The following is an 18,354-nucleotide window of genomic DNA, read 5'->3' on the forward strand; positions in this document are numbered from 1 at the left end:
TACATGCGTCAGTATTATCATGAGACTATACAGGAATCTTCCATAGAATGCAGAAAACGCGAACACTGGATCCTAGATAGGTCGATTTCTTTATTATCCATCGCACATAAGTCGTTACCAAATAGTAAACAAGCCGTTGAAGCACTGTTTTATACAAGTCGTGTATGGGTCGTTTTTATACAGGATCTAGTCTCAGAGGATAATCATTTACCTCAGGAAGTAAAGTTAAATCTTATTTCAATTGGCTTATGGGTTTTGAAAGAATGTGAGCGTATTAGGCGTAATAAATCGAATAGTTATCAGGATATCATTGATGTTATTTCTATTGTGAGGGATGGATTAAAGTGAATAGCCCTTTACGTATTTCCCTGAAAGCGGGTGAACGAATATTTTTAAATGGTGCCGTCGTACGAGTGAATAACAAAGTGATTCTTGAGCTTTTGAACGATATTACATTTATACTAGAACATCACGTCATACGAGAAGAAGAAGCAATAACACCATTCCATCAGTTATATCTTATAGTGCAGATGATTTTTCTTGTGCCTACCAAAAAGGATTATTTAATAGATCTTGGTCGAAGATATATAAACATTCTTTTCAATATTATTCAGAATCAACAGCTGATTTTAGCACTGAAAAACATTGAATCGTTGATAAATTCAGGTCGATTTTTTGAAGCTCTTAAAAATATTCGTACTCTCTCTTTTATAGACAATATAGACCCCAATGGTAGTGCAATTTTTGCATCAATTTTTCAATCTATTCGCCAGGAAATTAAATCATGGAAATCAACACAGAAGTAAATCCTACACAGCAAGAATTTTCGAAATCGAAATCTAAAAAGACGCTTGGTCAAGATGCTTTTTTAAAGCTTTTAATTACCCAGATCAAACACCAAGATCCAACGGAACCGATGAAAGCGAGTGAACAAGTTGCTCAATTAGCAGTCTTTTCTCAGATGGAGCAATCTGTACAAATGAATTCTACTCTGCAAGAGTTACTAAAAAGCAATAACCTAGCACAGGCTTCTAGTTATATTGGAAAAAATATTACCAATGCGGATGGTTCTATCAGTGGTGTCGTAAATGCTATTCAAGTATCATCAACTGGTTTAACAGCAATCACGGTGGATAATACGGAAATTCCAATCACAACAGGGATTCGGATATCTAATTAAGGTTTTAGGAATTATAGTCACTTGTAATTGATATAGTAGACATGAGATTGAGATGAATGAAGCCGATGTTTTGGAAATTGCTCGAGCTGCAATGTGGACTATTCTATCTTCAAGCGCTCCAGTGCTATTTTCTGCGATGTTTCTAGGTATTTTGATCGCTTTTTTACAAGCTTTGACTCAGATACAAGAAGTAACTCTGACCTTTGTTCCTAAAATTATTGCTGTTTTTATCACTCTCATTATCTCAGCGCCGTTCATTGGTGGACAAATATCTTCTTTTGTCACTTTGGTGCTTTCACGTATTCAATCTTCTTTGTGAGGGGGATAAAATGTACTATAACAGCAACACTGTTTCCAAATTGTCTGTAGCCTGTACATCGGAAACGGGAATTTCAAAATTATCGGGGAATCCCTGCAACCTTGCTGCTTCTCGAGGCGTCAGTTTTGCGAGGGTTCTTGTCTTTTTGAGCGATTAAATTTCACTTCCATCTTTGTAATAACGGGCAGAAAGCGTGTTTGTGGTTGCGGAATTTTCAAAAAACAGACCGTAGCCAAAACCTTTTCCAGCAATTTTATTATTTTCTTTTCTCTTTTGATGCCCTTCCCACAGTTTATTGCTAATCGTAGATTTATCATCTATATGTTCTTCTAGAATATCTCCCAATCTCGGTTTTATTCCTAGAGGAGTGGGAAATTTAAATTCTACGGACGGGTTAAGGAAGTCTATAATATATAATCGTTCTCGTCTTTGCGGTACTCCGAAATCACAAGCTTTCAACACTGAATATGATACTCTGTGTATCCTGTACGTAGTGTCCTTCTTCTATCATGTCCTCTCAAATGCTTAACGTTTTCAAGAAGAAAATATTTTGGCTGCTTGCTAGATAGAACTCGCTTGATATCAAAAAATAAAGCTCCTCTGTCGTCAGTAAAACCTTTTTTTATCCCGCTTGAGAAAACGGCTGACAGGGAAATCCTGCCAATAAAACATCATGGTCGGGAATATCTTGTGTCTTAATTTTAGCTATATCTCCAAATATAAGTGTATTAGGGAAATTAGCTTGATAAGTTTTTACTGAATACGGGTTAATTTCGGAAGAAAAAAAACATTCCACATTCCTGTGGTTGAACGTTTGTTCAAGATCTAAGCGTATTCCCCCTATGCCACAAAACAAATCAGTTATTTTTAGCATGATTATCCCAACAATCAAATATCCTTGGAAGAACTGTGAAAAAATACTTTTCGAAACTAATTACATTGTGTCATTCCTTCAAATGCTTTTCTTTTTTTACCTTATCTAAAACCACTAAAATGATGTTGTGTTTATCTATTCGTTCAGCTTTGTTTTCTGCAATTTCAGAATCAACAGTTAGAAGATGGATAGTAGGCATATTAGAACGCTTTTGTTCTTCTATAACTTCTTGCCCGTTCCCGTAGAGTGGTTTTCATCGTTCCTATTACGACGTTTTGGCGTTATTTTTCTAAATGATCCAGACTAGGTAAAATCGAATCGACTATGCCACCTACATTATACTTAGCGAAAGTGCTTTTCCCGACTTCTTTTTGTGCATCAAATGGGTAACGAAGGTGTTTATATTATACAGGGAATAGATAATGTATTCAAATTCTTGTCCATCCCTAGATCTTCTAGATTGTGTATTGCTGAGAACCCATTCATATAAATATGGGGTAATTTTGCTCATATAATCCCCAAATTTCTTAGTTAAAGTATTATGAAAAAAATTTTGATTAGCAGTTTTAAGATTAAATAGTTCAGTGCTCAACTCAGTGATTAGCATTTTCGGCACTTCATAATTATTACTAATATTCTTGAGTATTATTTCATTGAATTGCATTTCCTCTTTTAAAAAATCCTTATAAGATGATTCTCGAAATAGACAGATAACGTGAGAAATGTTTTTTTATCTATCGACGAACGTATCCTATCTTCATATTTTTTAATTGACTTGGCAACTACATCTTTAGAAGGCGTAATGTGTTTCTTCCTAGAATTTTTTAAGAAGCACTTAAATTCTTTAGTGTTTAACTCATCAAGTTTATCCATACAGGCCTATCTTTTTAATGTAAAATTAACAATAGGTTGCAACATGACTCTCCCATTTAGGTCTATGCTTGGATAGTATTTAATTGTTAAAATGAGAATTACAATTTTAGATACTTGGCGATAGTTTATTCATTTTCACACAATTCTTGTGCACTAGAGACACTTATATCCAGTTATTTTTAGGTTGAGATGATGAGATGCAAAGATGATACAATCATTAATAGGAATATCTGATTCAAATGATCGGAATCATTTGCACGATTTCGCTTTTTCTTTTTGTATTGTTTTGATTATATGTATTCTTTTCTTGCCTATACCTACTGTGCTTCTTGATGTGGGATTAGCTTCTTCCATCGCACTGTCAATATTGATCTTGATGGTAGCATTGTGGATTGAAAAACCTTTGGAATTTTCATCTTTCCCCACAGTTCTTCTTATTGTGACAATTATTCGTTTGTCATTAAATATTGCTACTACGCGTGCTATTCTATCATTTGGGCATGAAGGATATGGAGCTGCAGGAGGGATTATCGCTGGATTTTCATCTTTGGTCATGTCGGGAGACTTTGTGATAGGATTGGTTGTATTCATGATTTTGATTACAATTAATTTTATTGTGATCACAAAAGGTGCAACGCGTATCGCAGAAGTTGGAGCTCGTTTTACTTTAGATGCAATTCCTGGAAAGCAGATGGCCATTGATGCAGATCTGTCTTCTGGTCTTATTGAAGAAGAGGAAGCTAAAAGGCGTCGTAAAGAATTGGAAGAAGAAAGTGCATTTTTTGGTGCCATGGATGGGGCATCAAAATTTGTACGTGGAGATGCTATAGCAAGTATTATCATCACAGCAATTAATATCGTAGGCGGTATTGTTATTGGATGTTTTCGCTATGATATGTCGATTCATCACGCTGCAGATGTCTTTGTTAGACTATCGGTAGGAGATGGATTGGTATCACAGGTGCCAGCGCTGATTATTTCTTTATCAGCTGCTTTTTTAGTATCTCGTACGACTTCAAAAGGATCGACTAATACAGCTATCGTAGAGCAGTTATCGCATTATCCTCGTGCGTTATTGATTTCAGCATTTTTTATGATTGTTTTATCTGTAATGCCGAATTTACCCGCTTTCCCTTTTATAATGTTGGGTGGTTTTTTTGCTTGTGCGGGATTCTATGTTCCTTATAAAAATGAATTGCAACGTCTTGCAAAAGTTGCTCAAATTCAAGAAGCTTCCAAACAAAACCAACATTCAGCACAGCTGAATTTTATTACGTCAGGAGTTGAATTGGTTCTTGGAAGTTTGGTTTCGAATCGGTTACTTTCGTCTCAAGAGGATCTTTTTTTGCGGGTTTCCAAAATACGTAGAAAGTTTGCTGTACAGTATGGATTTATAGTTCCCGAAATCAAGGTGACAACGGATATCTCTTTGCCTGAAAAGGGATATACGATTAGAGTATATGGGACAACAGTTGCAATCAGCGAACTGCGTGTTGGAGAAGTTCTCGTTATTTTAGGATCTGGTCAAAAACCTACTTTTCCAGGAGATGAGGTCAAAGAACCTGCTTTTGGTATGCCAGCCTTTGCTATAATGGAAAGTTTTTCAGATGATTTACGGCGTCAAGGATTCCATCCTATCGATAATCTTGCGGTTGTTCTTACTCATTTAAGTGAAGTTATTCGTAATAATTTATCTCAACTTCTTTCCTATAAAGATGTTAAGAATCTCATTAGTAGACTTGATCCTGAGTATCAGAAACTTGCAGAAGAAACATGTTCTTCTCATATATCATATTCTGGTATACAAGCGGTTCTAAAATTACTATTAGCAGAGCATGTATCTATTAGAAATTTGCCGTTAATATTGGAATCCATAGCCGAAGTAGCTCCTCATTCTCGTAAGACGTCACATATAGTTGAACAAGTGCGTATTCGGATGGCACAACAGATTTGTGGTGATTTAGCGCCGACAGGGATTTTAAACATTCTTAAATTAGGCAACCATTGGGATATGATTTTTTATCAGGCCATACAAAGAGATTCTAAAGGAGAATGTGTAGATTTTAATGTTGAGCCACGTGCTGTTGAGATGTTTTCAGAGAATGCTACGAATTCAATTCGTCAATATATAGATAAGGGCATACCGTTGACTATTGTTACGCTACCAGAAATTCGCTCTTATATACGCATGATACTTGAACGAAATTTTCCATCTTTGGCAGTTCTTTCACATATGGAAATAGCCAAAGGATTGAAAGTCAACATTCTAGGGACAATTTCATGACAATTTCTCCAGAAATTATCATGATGTCTCTATTTTTAATTGTTTGCCGTGTTGGTAGTTGCATTATGTTATTGCCAGGCCTTTCGATGTCATATATTCCCATGCAAGTACGATTGTGTTTTGCCATGGCATTTTCTATAGTACTTCTTCCGTTTCTATGGGATACAATTGATCTACAAAATTTTGTAAATAGGGCATATTATTCAAAATTGGTAATGGTAGAATTATTTCTAGGTTGTGTGCATGGATTGTTGATACGTGTATACACACTTGGTTTGCAGTTTACGGGAAGTGTGATATCCACGGCAATTGGTTTAAATTTACAGACAAGTATGGGAATATCGGATTCCCTAGCAGAAACACCGCTCAATTCTTTGATTGGAATCATAGGTTTATTGGCATTATGGGTAATAGACTTTCATCACCAAGTTTTTTACGCACTAGTGAAATCGTACGGGACAATTCCTATTGGACAAGAATTGAATTTTGGCAATATCTTTTCTTCTTTTGTTAATATGTTGCAAACGACATTTATGATTATGTTAAGGTTATCTAGTCCATTTTTATTTTTTTATATAGTATTTAATATTTCTATTGGATTGCTCAATAAATTAGTACCGCAGATTCCTATTTATTTTATCTCTACTCCTTATCTGATAGGATTAGGGTCTTTGTTTTTGTGTTTGTCGATTGAGATTATTGTATATCAATTTTCGCATTCTTTCCTATATGGATTTTTTTAATAGTATTAAGGAGTGCATGATGCGATCTCGTAAATCACGAGCATTATACAAAATTATTACCGCGCAATGTTGTATTAAAAGCATTGCAGAAAGCAATCTTGCTTATACTATATCTGAACGTAAGAAAATAAACATTTTAAGAGAAAAATTAAAAGATTCCATCAATTCGACGGCATTAATGAATCCTGCTCTCGCGTCTCATTATTTAAAATTTTATCATTCTTTAAGTCAAAATGACCAAAAGATGGCGAGTTTACAGTTGGTTCAAGAGAATACACTCTTATCTGAAAAGATAAAAATTGACCGGTTAACCGAGATGAAGGATGAAACCTATCTTTTAGAAGAACGTCAATATGATGATGAAAATAATAACGATAATATAGAGCAGCGCATACTATTTAATGCAGTTTCCCGCAAGTTTATGTCTTTATAGCTTATTTATTGTTCATCAAAACATGGCGGTTTATATGCAAGTCCTTCCTATTAGTAATATCTCTCATTCGCAAAGTATGGGCGGTAACCTTGCCAAAATTTCACAAGATGATTCTTCTTTTCAATCTTTCCTTCAATTAAAAGATGTACAGGAAGCATGTGACAAATCAAAGTCTGTACCAGAGATGACACAAAAGTTACAAGGTATTATGTTTCAATATTTCATTAAATCTATTTTGCCAGAAGAAACAGTTAAGTCTTTGGGAGGAGGGTTTAATGGAGATTTTTGGCAGGAAATTCTAGCAGAAAATATAAGTGATGTCATCGTAAAACAACAAAGAATAACGCTTGATTTACCTGAGATAAGTAAATGAAGTTTAGCTCTTCTCTAGCATGATTTTAGTAAATTATAAGATAGATTGCATAGAATAAAGTGAGAAAATAATATTGTGTCTACGTCGAGCGATTATCGTATTCAAACAGTATTGAAAAGAGTAATAGCAGTTATAGATAATGAAAATAAGAATTTAAAAAATAATAGCCAGTTTGATATTAGTATTTCAAACGACCATAAAGGGCGTTGTTTGCATGAGTTATCTGTTTTGATTCTTTCATGTGAAGAAATATCATGGGATCATTTAGAACAAATACGCACCTTGCATGAAAAATTAGCATTAAATTCTTCTCTTTTAGAGTCTTATCTAGATGCTGCTCGTGTAGTTGCTGATTTATTTAAGAAGCAATTGCAGGAGATAGATGCTGATGGCACTTATCATGATGGATTTTGCGAATCTTTGAATCCATGTAAAACCACCACATAGTATTTTATTAACAAAGGTGAATATTTTTTAAACACCTTATCTATATTTTTTTTAAATAATTTATCTGGATGTTGCTTGTGTAGTTGCTAATTTATTGAAAAAGCAGTGACAAGATAACATGATGGATATACGAGATTTTTTAATATATGCTGAAATTTTTATTTTCCGGAATATGGATATCGGTCGTAACACTTATATCCTTTTATATGTTGTTTTTACGTTCCATGGATACAATGGTCGAAAATCATGTACCGCCACTTGCTATAAAAAATACTAATATCATCAAGAGTGAATTAGTTTCTATTCCCAGCGTTTCTAATGGTGTACTGCAAGCTTATTTTCTTGTAAAATTGTCTTTTATTGTCAATGATAGTCAAGAGAGATCTTATTTAAAAGAAATTGCCACTGACTATCTTTATACATTACTTTCAGGTCCTCCTATGGGTGATTTTGTGCAAATTAAGGCTTTTGGGTTTGATAATTTGCGTAAAAAGATAAAGGAAGATCTTAATTCGAGATTAGGATCTCAATTTATATCAGAAGTTTTAATTGATGAATTGAATTACTTGTCTATCGTAGATATGCGTTCCAATTGTTTGCGTTTAGGAAGTAATGCATCTGATCTTATGACTCAAAAAGGATCTTTAATTGAGAAAAACAAAGAACCATTAAAATAATCAAGTGTTTTTAATTATTAGATTTTGAAGTTTCACTGTTGTATGATAGAATGGGGTTGTATTTTAAAAGAAATTGAACTATCCCATGTGTGTTTGCAGGAAAATTTTCATCGATAGCATCAATTTCTACTCCTGCTTCGTGGTAATTCCATCGTTTGTTCTATGATGTGCATATGCAGTGGAAATTATTGACATTTTGGCTGTGACTCTTGTTCCTTGTTGTTAGTGGTCGAGGATGTGCATTGTCTTAATTGATAACATAGGGGGAGAATGTATGGGTTCTTTGATAGATGGAAAAGTTGTAGCTTCTGTACTTACTGATAAAATTGCTGAATCTGTTGCGTTTTTGAAAAAGGAAACAGGTGTTCAGGTCGGTCTTGCAGTTGTGTTAGTAGGAAACGATCCTGCTAGCTGTTCTTATGTATCAGCTAAAACACGGATGGCTAAACATTGTGGTTTTCATTCAGTTCAGTATAATTTTCCTGTAGATATCTCTCAGATTGATTTGGAAAATGCTGTATTATCACTCAACAAAGATGATTCGATACATGGCATATTAGTGCAACTACCACTTCCTTCTACGGTATCTGAGCAGTCGATTATCCAATCTATTGTTCCGGAAAAAGATGTAGATGGTCTTCATGTGGTTAATGCAGGCAAAGTGATGATCGGTGATTTTACGACAGGTCTTGTCCCTTGTACTCCAGCAGGAGCAATATTATTAATTGAGCAATTTAAAGGATGTGATCTATCGGGTCAACATGCTGTGGTCATAGGGCGATCTAATCTTTTTGGTAAGCCGATGGGGCAATTATTGCTTTCTAGAAATGCAACAGTTACTATGGCACATTCCAAGACTAAAAATTTGCCGGAAATCTGTAGAACCGCTGATATCCTTGTTGTTGCCGTTGGTAGACCTCGTATGGTGCAAGTCGATTGGATTAAAACAGGATCTTTGGTTATAGATGTAGGTATTAATAGAATCAATTCTCCTCAACTAGGAAAAACTGTATTGGTAGGAGACGTTGCAGATGAATGTAAATCTGTTGTAGGAGCGATTACCCCTGTTCCAGGAGGAGTCGGTCCAATGACGATAGCAATGCTTATGGCGAATACAGTCATTGCAGCGTACCGCTCTTTGGGGATGAAATCACCAAAATTTGATGCACAATCAATAGCAAAAAAAACTATATAAAATCATTAATTTTTAAGATTAAGAAGTCCAATGTACTTCAAGAGGGGATTGTGCGTTCCATAAGATAGCTCGTATAGGCATTTCTAGTGCATCATCTCCTGAAATGGCTTTTTCTAAAACGTGTTTTTTCTGTGTTCCCTCGATATGTAATGCTAAAAATTGTGCATCATGTAGTGCAGAAAAAGTCATGGTCATCCGTTGTTCATTACTAGTGTAATCTTTAATGGCAATGACAGATCTGGGTGTATGCGTGTCAAGAGCTATAGAAAGAGTATCTCCTTTAGGGAAAAAAGAGGCTGTGTGTCCATCTATTCCCATTCCTAAAACCACAACATCAAATGGAAAATGGATCAATTGACAAATTTTTTCATTTGCTATTCGAATTGCTTCTTCTATTGTTTTTTGTGGATAGTAAAGAGGGATAAAAGATGCTTTTTGAGCTTTATTTTGGAGAAAAAACTTTGAAATAAAAGATTGATTTGAACGCAAGTTTTCAAGTGGCACGAAACGTTCATCGACTAAGGTAACTACTACTTTATGCCAATCAACATTTATAATGGATAGTTCTTCCAAAAAAAATCGAGGTGTTAATCCCCCAGATAATGCAATGCTCGCGGTTCCTTTGTTTGTTATACCAATCGAAAGTTGTTCTGCTACCTTTTTTGCTAATTTCTGTGCTAATCGTTTTTTGTTCTCTGCAACATATAATTTATATTGTAGCATTGATAATCCTTAAGTATTGTTATGCCACCTGCGTCCATCTTTTTGTAGTAATACATCGGACTGATCTGGTCCCCACGTACCTGCAGCATAATAATCAACTTTTTGATTTATAATTTGCCAACTTTTGAGTATAGAATCACTCCATTTCCAAGTTTCTTCAACTTCATCATATCCCATAAAAAGTGTTTGGTTAGCATGAATGATATCCATAAGTAAGCGTTCATATCCATCTGGGGTACGCTTTATTCTTTTAGAACAACAACATATTCTTAAAGCAGTTGTTTTTAGTTTCATGTTACTTGTACTATGGTCTTTAGTGGTAATAAATTGTTCTATTTCCCCATTATTTTGTAAACGTAAAATCAATTTATTGGTTTCTATTTTGGACATCTGATGATCAAAGATAGTACAAGGTGCGGGTTTAAGAGCAATAACAATTTCTGAGATATGTTTGGCGAGATATTTCCCAGTACGGAGGTAAAAGGGGATTCCAGACCATCGTGGGTTGTCAATATTTGCTTTTATTGCGACGAAAGTTTCAGTATCAGAAATACCTAGCGGAATTTCTTCAAGATAACCTTTTACAGGAATACCATTAATAATCCCAGATTGATATTGTCCTCGTACTGTTAATTTTTGTACGTTTTCAGGGGTAATCATTTGAAGTGCTTGTAATACTTTTATTTTTTCGTTTTTAATAGACTTTGCTTCTACAGAAGGAGGCATTTCCATGGCAACGAGACAAAGCAGTTGCAAAAGATGATTTTGGATCATATCGCGTAACGCACCTGTGTTATTATAGTAGTCAACTCGGTCTTCTACCCCAATAGTTTCTGCAGTGGTAATTTGCACATGATCGATGTACTTATTATTCCAAAGTGATTCGTAGAATGTATTGGCAAATCGGAACACCATTAGTCCTTGAACTGCTTCTTTCCCAAGATAATGATCAATGCGAAAAATTTGACTTTCTTTGAATATTTTTCTGGTAATTGCATGAATTTCTTGTGCGGAACTGAGATTGCTCCCAATAGGCTTTTCTAATACTACGCGCGTATGTTCTGTGACGAGATTATTTGCGTGTATTCTTTGGGAAATTTTTCCAAAAAATGCTGAAGACATGGCTAGATAAAAAACTCTGATGCGTGTTTTATCAATGTCTAATAACTTTCCTAATAGTTCCCATCCGTAGTTCTTTTCCACGTCTAAATTAATATAGAAAATCAGAGAAAGAAATTTCTGCACTTTTAATGGATTATATTCACCATCCTTTAGGTATCTTTGAAGCTCTTTATCAACAAAAGACCGATAGCTTTCGACGGTCATCTTGATTCTACAGATGCCGATAATCCGACTAGATATTTGATTTTCTTCTCGATTTGTATAGTTATTGTATAGGGCAGGGAAGAGTTTGCGTTTTGCAAGATCTCCTGTACCTCCGAATATAATAAAATCAGAGTTGTGAATGTTGGGAGTATGATTTTGCATTCTAATTACTACTTACAAGTGGTGTATAAAAGGGTGGCGTAGATAGCTTGCTTTTGAATATGTGCTTTTTAATAAGTACAGTGTTGTGATTGCAATGTCATGTAAACGATTTACCGCAAAGTATATTAAACATTCAGTAATAAAAATTCTCTTTCCCAAGGGCTAATAACTTGCATAAAGGTTTCGAACTCATTTCTTTTTAAATTCGCATACATATCAATAAATTGTGAGCCGAAAATATCTTTGAAGTGAGATGTATTTTCTAAAAGGGTGACAGCTTCTAATAATCCACGGGGCAAGTTAATTGCTTCTTGATTAGCGGATTTCATAGTAGGGGGGGTTGGTTCTATTTTTTGTAAGATGCCTAATAATCCACATGCTAATGATGCGGCAAGAACTAGATAAGGATTCGTATCTGATGATGGGAGGCGATTTTCTATTCTTTTAGTTTTGGCATCGGAGAAAGGTATACGGAACGCTGTTGTCCTATTATCATATCCCCAAGCGTTATTGACAGGACACCCCATATCAAGAACCAGTCGACGATAAGAATTTCCATAGGGAGCTAGCATCACTAAGGCATTAGGAATATATTTTTGCAGACCACCTATAAAATATCTAAAGTTATCTGTCTCAGAGCCATCAGGATTGGAGAAGATATTTTGATTGCTTTTGATATCTAAGACCGATTGATGAATATGCATGGCGGATCCAGGATAATTTTGCATTGGTTTAGCCATAAAGGTGGCATAAATGTCATGTTTGAAAGCGGCTTCACGGATAGTTCTTTTGAATAAGAAAACTTGATCTGCTAGTTTTAAAGGGTCGCCGTGGCGTATATTTATTTCGAATTGAGCAGGGCCTTCCTCATGAATTAAAGTATCTATTTCAAGTCCTTGTTTTTCAGAAAATTTCCATATGTCATCAATGATTTCATCAAATTCATTGATTCCCATAATAGAATAGCTTTGCCCTCCAAGGATTGAGCGCCCAGAACGACCTTTCGGAGGTTGCAATGGATAATCAGGATCTTCATTTTTAGCAATAAGATAGAATTCAATTTCTGGTGCAATTATTGGTTTTAATTCATTTTGGGCATAAAAATTCAAAACTCTTTTGAGAACATTACGAGGCGTATAAGTAACTTCCTTACCATTATAATCAACGACATCACAGACTATTTGTGCTGTTGGATCCATTTCCCATGGAACAATGCTTAAAGTAGAAAGGTCGGGAGATAGTCGTAGATCTCCATCTCGTTCATTGTGAAATAAATAAGGAGAGTGAAGAGATTCTCCGGATATGGTATGGCGGTAGATTGCAGAAGGAACTGTTAGAGGTATATTGGAGATAAATTTTGATGATGGCATCATCTTACCACGAGGAATTCCCGCTAGATCTGGCGTAATGCATTCTACATCTTCGATACGATTATCCTTAAGCCATTTTGCTGCTTGCTCCCAGTTTTTCACACCTCGTACGTTCATTGGAGATTGATCATTTTTATTCATAGCAAGAAATCACTTAATTGGTATATGTTAATACGGTTATATGAGAACTTTAATAGTCGTTGTTCACTTATCATGTCCTGCGATCGTATTCTAACATCAATATACAAAATAATAAATAAGACCTCTGCCGGCGTATATTGTATTTTATGAAAGGACATTTCTATGATCACTTTATTATTTCTCAAAAGATAAAATTATCCGTATCTCTCGTATGAGTTGTGTCATCTCTTACCTTGGATTGTATTGCCATTATTTCTAATTTTCATCACTCAATAAAAAATCATAGTTTCATTTGCTATTCTGTGAAAAATCAATAATTGATACATCACTGAATCGTCTATTGGATAATCTGAGAATTATGGAATAAGATCATCATCTTTTGATGATGCTCTCTAATTAAAAAATACTTCGATTACGAGAAAGAAGATGTATTTTCTTTACATTACAATAAAATCAAATATTATCAGAATCTCGTTTGTTTTGTTTTCTCACAGGAGAAGTTATATCAATTCCAATCTAAACTTCTGCCGTGTTGATACTCATTAATGAACTGTTTCTTCATAGGCTTATCATAGGAGATACTATCTCTGGATTAGAAATAGCGAATAAATGTTATTAGCCACAAAACTTTCAGAGGATGCAAAAAAACCTAGATTGCGTTTAATCATATGACGCTCATCATATTAATTGATTTCTGATTGCCACAGAGCAACATCGGCTTGCATGGACACCTCCGTTGGCATCCAATGATTATGACAAGTAGAGACACTTTTCCCATGCCCATTTATATTTTAAAGGCAATAGCTAATTCACGTCAGAACGTACATTGATCATTCTTTTTTTATCTGCATAATCGTGCAGAACCTTTTTAATGAGATCCAGACCTCTAGTATCATCAAGATGATCTAGAGGAGATCAGTATTTTACAGCACAAAAATGCAACATATTAGTACCAATCGTAGCGCTTCTCAAATTATTCCGATTTACCTCAAATCCGATGTATAGTATGAGAACTCAATATACTAGTGCTACTCATGAAATTCTCCAATATATTATTATTGGCATACTTCACATTCCGTGTCTGATGTACAAGATGATGGAATGCCAAGAGAATGAGTGCTAGAGTTAGGGTCTGTTACGGGAACAGCATTGAGTTTTCCATCAACTCCTTTAAGAGTAGATTTCTCTACCGAAGTAGCTGATCGAGATCTCAAATAATAAGTGGTTTTCAAACCCATCAACCACGCCTGTCGATAAATGAAATCCAGCTTTTTCCCGCTTGGTTCATCCAGATAAAGATTTAATGATTGTGCCTGATCAATCCATTTTTGTCTTCGTGATGCTGATTCAATTAACCACATAGGATCTATTTCAAAAGCAGTCGCATGAATTTTCTTCAGATCATCAGGAATACGCTCTATGTTTCCAATACTTCCATCATGATACTTCAGATCTGAAATCATTGCTTCATCCCAGAGATCCCTTTGCTTGAGTTCGTTAACAAGGAAAGAATTGACCACCGTGAAATCGCCTGACATGTTTGATTTAACGTAAAGATTTTGATAGGAAGGGTCGATAGACTGAGATACGCCGCAGATATTAGCGATCGTTGCTGTAGGTGCAATCGCCATACAATTTGAGTTCCTCATGCCGATAGTTTTCACACGTTTCTTCAACTCATCCCATGGTAAGCGTGAAGTTCTATTCATGGCTAATTCATCACGTACTTCTGCTAGTAATCCAATAGAGTCTATAGGAAAAACGCCTTGATCCCATAACGATCCTTTAAAACTAGAATAAGCTCCTCGTTCCTGAGCTAGCTCAACCGAAGCTGATATTGCATGAAAAGAAATGAATTCCATACTTTCATCAGCGATTTCAACGGCTTCAGGGCTTGCATATGGAATATGGAGTAGGTGTAAAGCGCTTTGAAAGCCCATTAAACCAAGACCTATAGCGCGATGTGTGTGATTAGATTTTTTGGCTTTCTCAATCGTATGACAATTTATATCAATAACGTTATCTAACACTCGCACTGCCGTGCGAATGGTACTAGCTAATTTATCATAGTCAAATTGATTATTTGCGAAATGCGCAAGTAGGTTAATGGATCCTAGATTACAAACAGCTGTTTCCTCACTGGAACTGTTGAGGGTAATCTCTGTACAGAGATTAGAGGAATGGACTACGCCAACATGCTGTTGAGGCGAACGAATATTGCAAGGGTCTTTAAATGTTATCCAAGGATGCCCCGTCTCAAACAGCATTGTGAGCATTTTGCGCCATAACGCGACAGCCGAAATCTTACGAAATACCTTTATTTCCCCGCGATCTGCTTGTCTTTCATAATTTTCATATGCTATCTCAAACTCTTTCCCATAAAGATCATGAAGATCAGAGACTTCATCAGGAGAAAACAACGTCCATCCTGCATTCTGGGTAACTCTTTTCATAAAGAGATCTGGAATCCAGTTTGCAGTATTCATATCATGAGTACGTCTACGGTCATCGCCAGTATTTTTTCTCAGATCTAAAAATTCTTCTACGTCAATGTGCCAAGTTTCTAAGTAGGCACATACTGCTCCTTTACGTTTTCCTCCTTGATTGACAGCCACTGCTGTATCATTAGCGACTTTAAGGAATGGGATGACCCCTTGGCTTTTTCCATTCGTTCCGTGGATATGAGCTCCTAGCCCCCGAACAGGAGTCCAATCATTTCCAAGACCTCCGGAATATTTAGCTAACATAGCATTCTCTTGCAAGGCTCCGAAAATTCCATAGAGATCATCAGGAACAGTGGTGAGAAAACAAGACGAAAGTTGAGGGTGTCTTGTTCCAGAATTAAAAAGAGTGGGTGTAGAGCACATAAAATGGAAAGAAGAAAGAAGATTGTAAAATTCAACGGCTCTCTTTTCTTTTTCAGTTTCTTTTAGAGCAAGACCCATAGCGACGCGCATGAAAAATGCTTGAGGCATCTCAATGCGTGATCCATTAATATGCAGGAAATAGCGATCGTATAGTATTTGCAATCCAAGATATTCAAATGCGAAATCTCTTTCATACTTCAAGTCATTAGCCAAGTATACAAGATCAAAATCCATCATTGATTCATGGAGCAAACGTGCTTTTACCCCTTCTTCAATATAGCGACAGAAGTATTCAGGATATAAACACTGCATTTCGTGGTGCGTCGCTTTTTGGGGTTTTTTATAAACAGTCGTCAAAACCTCACGACGCAATTTTTCAAGAAGAAAACGTGCTGTGACCTTTGCGTAGTTTGGCTCTTTTTCAATAAGAGTACGAGAGGAAAAAATCAATGCGGTTTCTAAATCACTTTCGCTCAAACCGTCATACATGTTTTTATAAGTTTCGCTTAAGACTATTTTTGATGAAACATCCTGTAAGCCTGAGCAAGCCTCTTCCACTATCATTTCCAATCTTTTGGAATTGAAGGAGATTAGGGTGCCATCATCCATCATTATTTTTAACTTTGGTGCAATAGGTGCATCGCTCTTTGAATGAGATTGGGCAGCACGAACGTCAGATCGTTCTTCACGATATAGAACATACTCCCTCGTAATCTTGTGATGACCACTCTGCATGAGAGAGCATTCTACTTGATCTTGGATATCCTCAATATGCACTATAAGAGCAGATTTGTTATGCTGTAATAGCCTTGTGACCGTTTGCTCGGTTAAATTTTTGATAATATCTTGTACGCGAATTGATCTGGATGCTCCTTTGCCTTCAACAGCCATAAAAGCTTTCATAATCGCTCGGCTTATTTTTGAAGGATCAAAAGAAGTCACCCCTCCATTGCGTTTGATTACTTGCACTCCTTTGATTTTTTCGGGAAATGGATAAGCCAAAGAAGGAAATGCATCTTCATCTCCCTTATTCACATCTTTAGAAGGATGCATTCTTAATTTCCTCCCACAATATTCTACTTCCTGTTGAGCCTTTCTGTGCGATATTTAAGTAAATTAATCCAAAATATTTCATTAGGCGGATCTCCCATTTGGATTTAACAATCGACGTAAAAACCCATCTGCTGTTTGAATGGGGGCAGGTATTGTATGCGGATTTGGATTGAACCTCCTATTTGGAAGCCTTTCCATCGAGACACTGGAAACGACACCTTTCTCTCCAAATGTGATTTTTAGAACAATATATTCCATAATCTTAGGAGATAAAAATTTTACAGGGAACCACTTTTTCTTTTGTGAAACGTAGTAAAAAGACTGCGATCTATTACCATTATGCAGAATACTGAAAGAAGGACTCCCCAGAGATTCAATCACATGACTACGCGACGATCCTTGAGATACGAGAGAAATAGCAGACATATCTAAGGAAGCTCCGCTTATGCTTCCATAAGAAACATGATAATCAACCACAAGTCCTATTACAATTATAAAGAGCGCTTTATTAAAAGAAAGCTTCCCAAAGAAAAAATTATTTAGGAATAATATCTTCTTCATTTCTCCTCACAGCTGATGTTTCGTTTTTAGTATCCTCCTAACAAAGCATACATCAGTAAAAAAACCATCATCACTTACAATCTTATACAATCTTATCCACAAATAAAATATACATTACATGATTCTCATAAGAAAATTCGGTAAAAGTAGGCAATGATTATAACAAAATTTTTTAACAGTTGTAGCAAAATAAGGGTGGGGTCAATTGAGAAACCATAGTAACTATTCATATCCCGTTAGTGTACAAGCGGTTTTTTCTACTCCGATGAATCTGAAACTAAAGGCGGATTCTTTAGATTGTAAAAAATTAGCAGAACAATTAGGGGTAATGTCGGTTGAAAGTTGGTGTGCTGATGTTAAGCTTTCTGTTTGGAAAAAAGTGGGAGTTCGTATGTCAGGTAACCTGTATGCAACCATTATACAATCATGTGTCATTACTTTAGAGCCATTGCTGTCTGAAGTAGAGGATACATTAGGATGTATTTTTGTGCCTTCTTCTTCAAAGTTCTTGTATCCAAATGGTGATACTTCTGGTAAAAAAAACGTTGTAGTGATACGAGAACCTGATATTTTACCCTTTTCAGAGGATGGAGTCATTGACATTGGTGCGGTAATTGCTGATTTTACAGCTATAGCAATTAATCCATATCCTAAAAAAGAGGGGATCACATTTTCTAATATATATGATACAGATCAATTAAAAAACTAAATCTATATTTAGTTTTTAGCAGCAATTAAAGTTGAGACGGAAAA

At 35.6% G+C, this 18,354-nt stretch carries 18 protein-coding genes and 3 pseudogenes; 12 read left to right on the forward strand and 9 right to left on the reverse strand.

The window, feature by feature from the left end:
- Positions 1–3: 3 nt before the first annotated feature.
- The 4 genes from flaF to fliQ are packed head-to-tail and all read left to right on the forward strand — an operon-like array spanning position 4 to position 1,499.
- Entirely contained in the window at positions 4–348 is a 345-nt protein-coding gene (flaF, locus tag CD16_RS03425) for a flagellar biosynthesis regulator FlaF (RefSeq protein ID WP_015452636.1), read from the forward strand.
- Positions 345–806: a flagellar biosynthesis repressor FlbT gene (locus CD16_RS03430; protein ID WP_015452637.1), complete on the forward strand. Its 462-nt coding sequence runs from the start codon at positions 345–347 to the stop codon at positions 804–806. Before flaF ends, CD16_RS03430 begins: the two co-directional genes overlap by 4 nt.
- Entirely contained in the window at positions 785–1,180 is a 396-nt protein-coding gene (gene flgD / locus CD16_RS03435; RefSeq protein ID WP_015824918.1) for a flagellar hook assembly protein FlgD, read from the forward strand. Before CD16_RS03430 ends, flgD begins: the two co-directional genes overlap by 22 nt.
- A 52-nt stretch (positions 1,181–1,232) precedes the next feature.
- Entirely contained in the window at positions 1,233–1,499 is a 267-nt protein-coding gene (gene fliQ, locus CD16_RS03440; RefSeq protein WP_015452639.1) for a flagellar biosynthesis protein FliQ, read from the forward strand.
- A 15-nt stretch (positions 1,500–1,514) separates the two neighbouring features.
- On the opposite strand, the pseudogene CD16_RS03450 reads toward fliQ, so the two are convergent.
- The 3 genes and pseudogenes from CD16_RS03450 to CD16_RS05890 form a co-directional block, all read right to left on the reverse strand.
- Positions 1,515–1,961 (reverse strand): annotated as a pseudogene (locus CD16_RS03450) (DNA cytosine methyltransferase).
- Positions 1,955–2,373: pseudogene (gene dcm, locus CD16_RS05960) on the reverse strand (DNA (cytosine-5-)-methyltransferase). Before dcm ends, CD16_RS03450 begins: the two co-directional pseudogenes overlap by 7 nt.
- 70 nt (positions 2,374–2,443) lie before the next feature.
- Positions 2,444–2,572, reverse strand: a complete 129-nt coding sequence (locus tag CD16_RS05890; RefSeq protein ID WP_015452643.1) for a hypothetical protein — start codon at positions 2,570–2,572, stop codon at positions 2,444–2,446.
- Positions 2,573–3,451: 879 nt separating this feature from the next.
- Here CD16_RS05890 and flhA point away from each other — a divergent pair.
- The 7 genes from flhA (at position 3,452) to folD (ending at position 9,398) form a co-directional block, all read left to right on the forward strand.
- Positions 3,452–5,530 (forward strand): flagellar biosynthesis protein FlhA, encoded by a 2,079-nt coding sequence (gene flhA, locus CD16_RS03475; RefSeq protein WP_015452646.1) that lies wholly within the window; start codon positions 3,452–3,454, stop codon positions 5,528–5,530.
- Complete coding sequence (locus CD16_RS03480) at positions 5,527–6,273, forward strand: flagellar biosynthetic protein FliR (protein WP_015452647.1); 747 nt, start codon at positions 5,527–5,529, stop codon at positions 6,271–6,273. Before flhA ends, CD16_RS03480 begins: the two co-directional genes overlap by 4 nt.
- A 16-nt stretch (positions 6,274–6,289) precedes the next feature.
- Complete coding sequence (locus tag CD16_RS03485) at positions 6,290–6,706, forward strand: hypothetical protein (RefSeq protein WP_236301245.1); 417 nt, start codon at positions 6,290–6,292, stop codon at positions 6,704–6,706.
- A gap of 22 nt (positions 6,707–6,728) precedes the next feature.
- Positions 6,729–7,079 (forward strand): hypothetical protein, encoded by a 351-nt coding sequence (locus CD16_RS03490; RefSeq protein WP_244611709.1) that lies wholly within the window; start codon positions 6,729–6,731, stop codon positions 7,077–7,079.
- Positions 7,080–7,154: 75 nt separating this feature from the next.
- On the forward strand, positions 7,155–7,526 hold the full coding sequence (locus tag CD16_RS03495) for a hypothetical protein (protein ID WP_015452650.1): 372 nt from the start codon (positions 7,155–7,157) through the stop codon (positions 7,524–7,526).
- Between the two features lie 146 nt (positions 7,527–7,672).
- Positions 7,673–8,203: a flagellar basal body-associated FliL family protein gene (locus CD16_RS03500; RefSeq protein ID WP_015452651.1), complete on the forward strand. Its 531-nt coding sequence runs from the start codon at positions 7,673–7,675 to the stop codon at positions 8,201–8,203.
- A 274-nt stretch (positions 8,204–8,477) separates the two neighbouring features.
- The gene (gene folD / locus CD16_RS03505; RefSeq protein ID WP_015452652.1) at positions 8,478–9,398 is read left to right on the forward strand and encodes a bifunctional methylenetetrahydrofolate dehydrogenase/methenyltetrahydrofolate cyclohydrolase FolD; all 921 of its coding nucleotides are present in this window, start codon (positions 8,478–8,480) and stop codon (positions 9,396–9,398) included.
- Positions 9,399–9,416: 18 nt separating this feature from the next.
- Here the strand turns inward: folD and pgl are convergent, their stop codons facing one another.
- The 6 genes and pseudogenes from pgl to bamE form a co-directional block, all read right to left on the reverse strand.
- On the reverse strand, positions 9,417–10,121 hold the full coding sequence (gene pgl, locus CD16_RS03510; RefSeq protein WP_015452653.1) for a 6-phosphogluconolactonase: 705 nt from the start codon (positions 10,119–10,121) through the stop codon (positions 9,417–9,419).
- A 9-nt stretch (positions 10,122–10,130) separates the two neighbouring features.
- Positions 10,131–11,609 carry a glucose-6-phosphate dehydrogenase gene (zwf, locus tag CD16_RS03515; RefSeq protein ID WP_015452654.1) on the reverse strand — a complete coding sequence of 493 codons (1,479 nt, stop codon included), beginning with the start codon at positions 11,607–11,609 and terminating at the stop codon, positions 10,131–10,133.
- 125 nt (positions 11,610–11,734) lie between these two features.
- Positions 11,735–13,120: a glutamine synthetase family protein gene (locus tag CD16_RS03520; RefSeq protein ID WP_015452655.1), complete on the reverse strand. Its 1,386-nt coding sequence runs from the start codon at positions 13,118–13,120 to the stop codon at positions 11,735–11,737.
- A 608-nt stretch (positions 13,121–13,728) separates the two neighbouring features.
- Positions 13,729–13,954: pseudogene (locus CD16_RS05795) on the reverse strand (ribonucleotide-diphosphate reductase subunit beta); the annotation flags it as partial.
- Between the two features lie 221 nt (positions 13,955–14,175).
- Entirely contained in the window at positions 14,176–17,040 is a 2,865-nt protein-coding gene (locus tag CD16_RS03525) for a ribonucleoside-diphosphate reductase subunit alpha (protein WP_015452656.1), read from the reverse strand.
- 81 nt (positions 17,041–17,121) lie between these two features.
- Positions 17,122–17,601 carry an outer membrane protein assembly factor BamE domain-containing protein gene (gene bamE / locus CD16_RS03530; RefSeq protein WP_015452658.1) on the reverse strand — a complete coding sequence of 160 codons (480 nt, stop codon included), beginning with the start codon at positions 17,599–17,601 and terminating at the stop codon, positions 17,122–17,124.
- A gap of 205 nt (positions 17,602–17,806) precedes the next feature.
- On the opposite strand from bamE, the gene CD16_RS03535 reads away from it, so the two are divergent.
- Entirely contained in the window at positions 17,807–18,310 is a 504-nt protein-coding gene (locus CD16_RS03535; RefSeq protein WP_015824920.1) for a DUF177 domain-containing protein, read from the forward strand.
- The last annotated feature ends 44 nt before the right edge of the window (positions 18,311–18,354 follow it).

It is taken from the genome of Candidatus Liberibacter asiaticus, from assembly GCF_000590865.3.
In the GTDB taxonomy this organism is placed as follows: domain Bacteria; phylum Pseudomonadota; class Alphaproteobacteria; order Rhizobiales; family Rhizobiaceae; genus Liberibacter; species Liberibacter asiaticus.

What these genes read in the sequence shown, in the direction of transcription:
- flaF (WP_015452636.1), top strand. Translation starts at nt 4, where the DNA reads ATGCGTCAGTATTATCATGAGACTATACAGGAATCTTCCATAGAATGC.
- flgD (WP_015824918.1), top strand. Translation starts at nt 785, where the DNA reads ATGGAAATCAACACAGAAGTAAATCCTACACAGCAAGAATTTTCGAAA.
- fliQ (WP_015452639.1), top strand. Translation starts at nt 1,233, where the DNA reads ATGAATGAAGCCGATGTTTTGGAAATTGCTCGAGCTGCAATGTGGACT.
- CD16_RS05890 (WP_015452643.1), bottom strand. Translation starts at nt 2,572, where the DNA reads ATGCCTACTATCCATCTTCTAACTGTTGATTCTGAAATTGCAGAAAAC.
- flhA (WP_015452646.1), top strand. Translation starts at nt 3,452, where the DNA reads ATGATACAATCATTAATAGGAATATCTGATTCAAATGATCGGAATCAT.
- CD16_RS03480 (WP_015452647.1), top strand. Translation starts at nt 5,527, where the DNA reads ATGACAATTTCTCCAGAAATTATCATGATGTCTCTATTTTTAATTGTT.
- CD16_RS03485 (WP_236301245.1), top strand. Translation starts at nt 6,290, where the DNA reads ATGATGCGATCTCGTAAATCACGAGCATTATACAAAATTATTACCGCG.
- CD16_RS03490 (WP_244611709.1), top strand. Translation starts at nt 6,729, where the DNA reads ATGGCGGTTTATATGCAAGTCCTTCCTATTAGTAATATCTCTCATTCG.
- CD16_RS03500 (WP_015452651.1), top strand. Translation starts at nt 7,673, where the DNA reads ATGCTGAAATTTTTATTTTCCGGAATATGGATATCGGTCGTAACACTT.
- folD (WP_015452652.1), top strand. Translation starts at nt 8,478, where the DNA reads ATGGGTTCTTTGATAGATGGAAAAGTTGTAGCTTCTGTACTTACTGAT.
- pgl (WP_015452653.1), bottom strand. Translation starts at nt 10,121, where the DNA reads ATGCTACAATATAAATTATATGTTGCAGAGAACAAAAAACGATTAGCA.
- zwf (WP_015452654.1), bottom strand. Translation starts at nt 11,609, where the DNA reads ATGCAAAATCATACTCCCAACATTCACAACTCTGATTTTATTATATTC.
- CD16_RS03520 (WP_015452655.1), bottom strand. Translation starts at nt 13,120, where the DNA reads ATGAATAAAAATGATCAATCTCCAATGAACGTACGAGGTGTGAAAAAC.
- CD16_RS03525 (WP_015452656.1), bottom strand. Translation starts at nt 17,040, where the DNA reads ATGCATCCTTCTAAAGATGTGAATAAGGGAGATGAAGATGCATTTCCT.
- bamE (WP_015452658.1), bottom strand. Translation starts at nt 17,601, where the DNA reads ATGAAGAAGATATTATTCCTAAATAATTTTTTCTTTGGGAAGCTTTCT.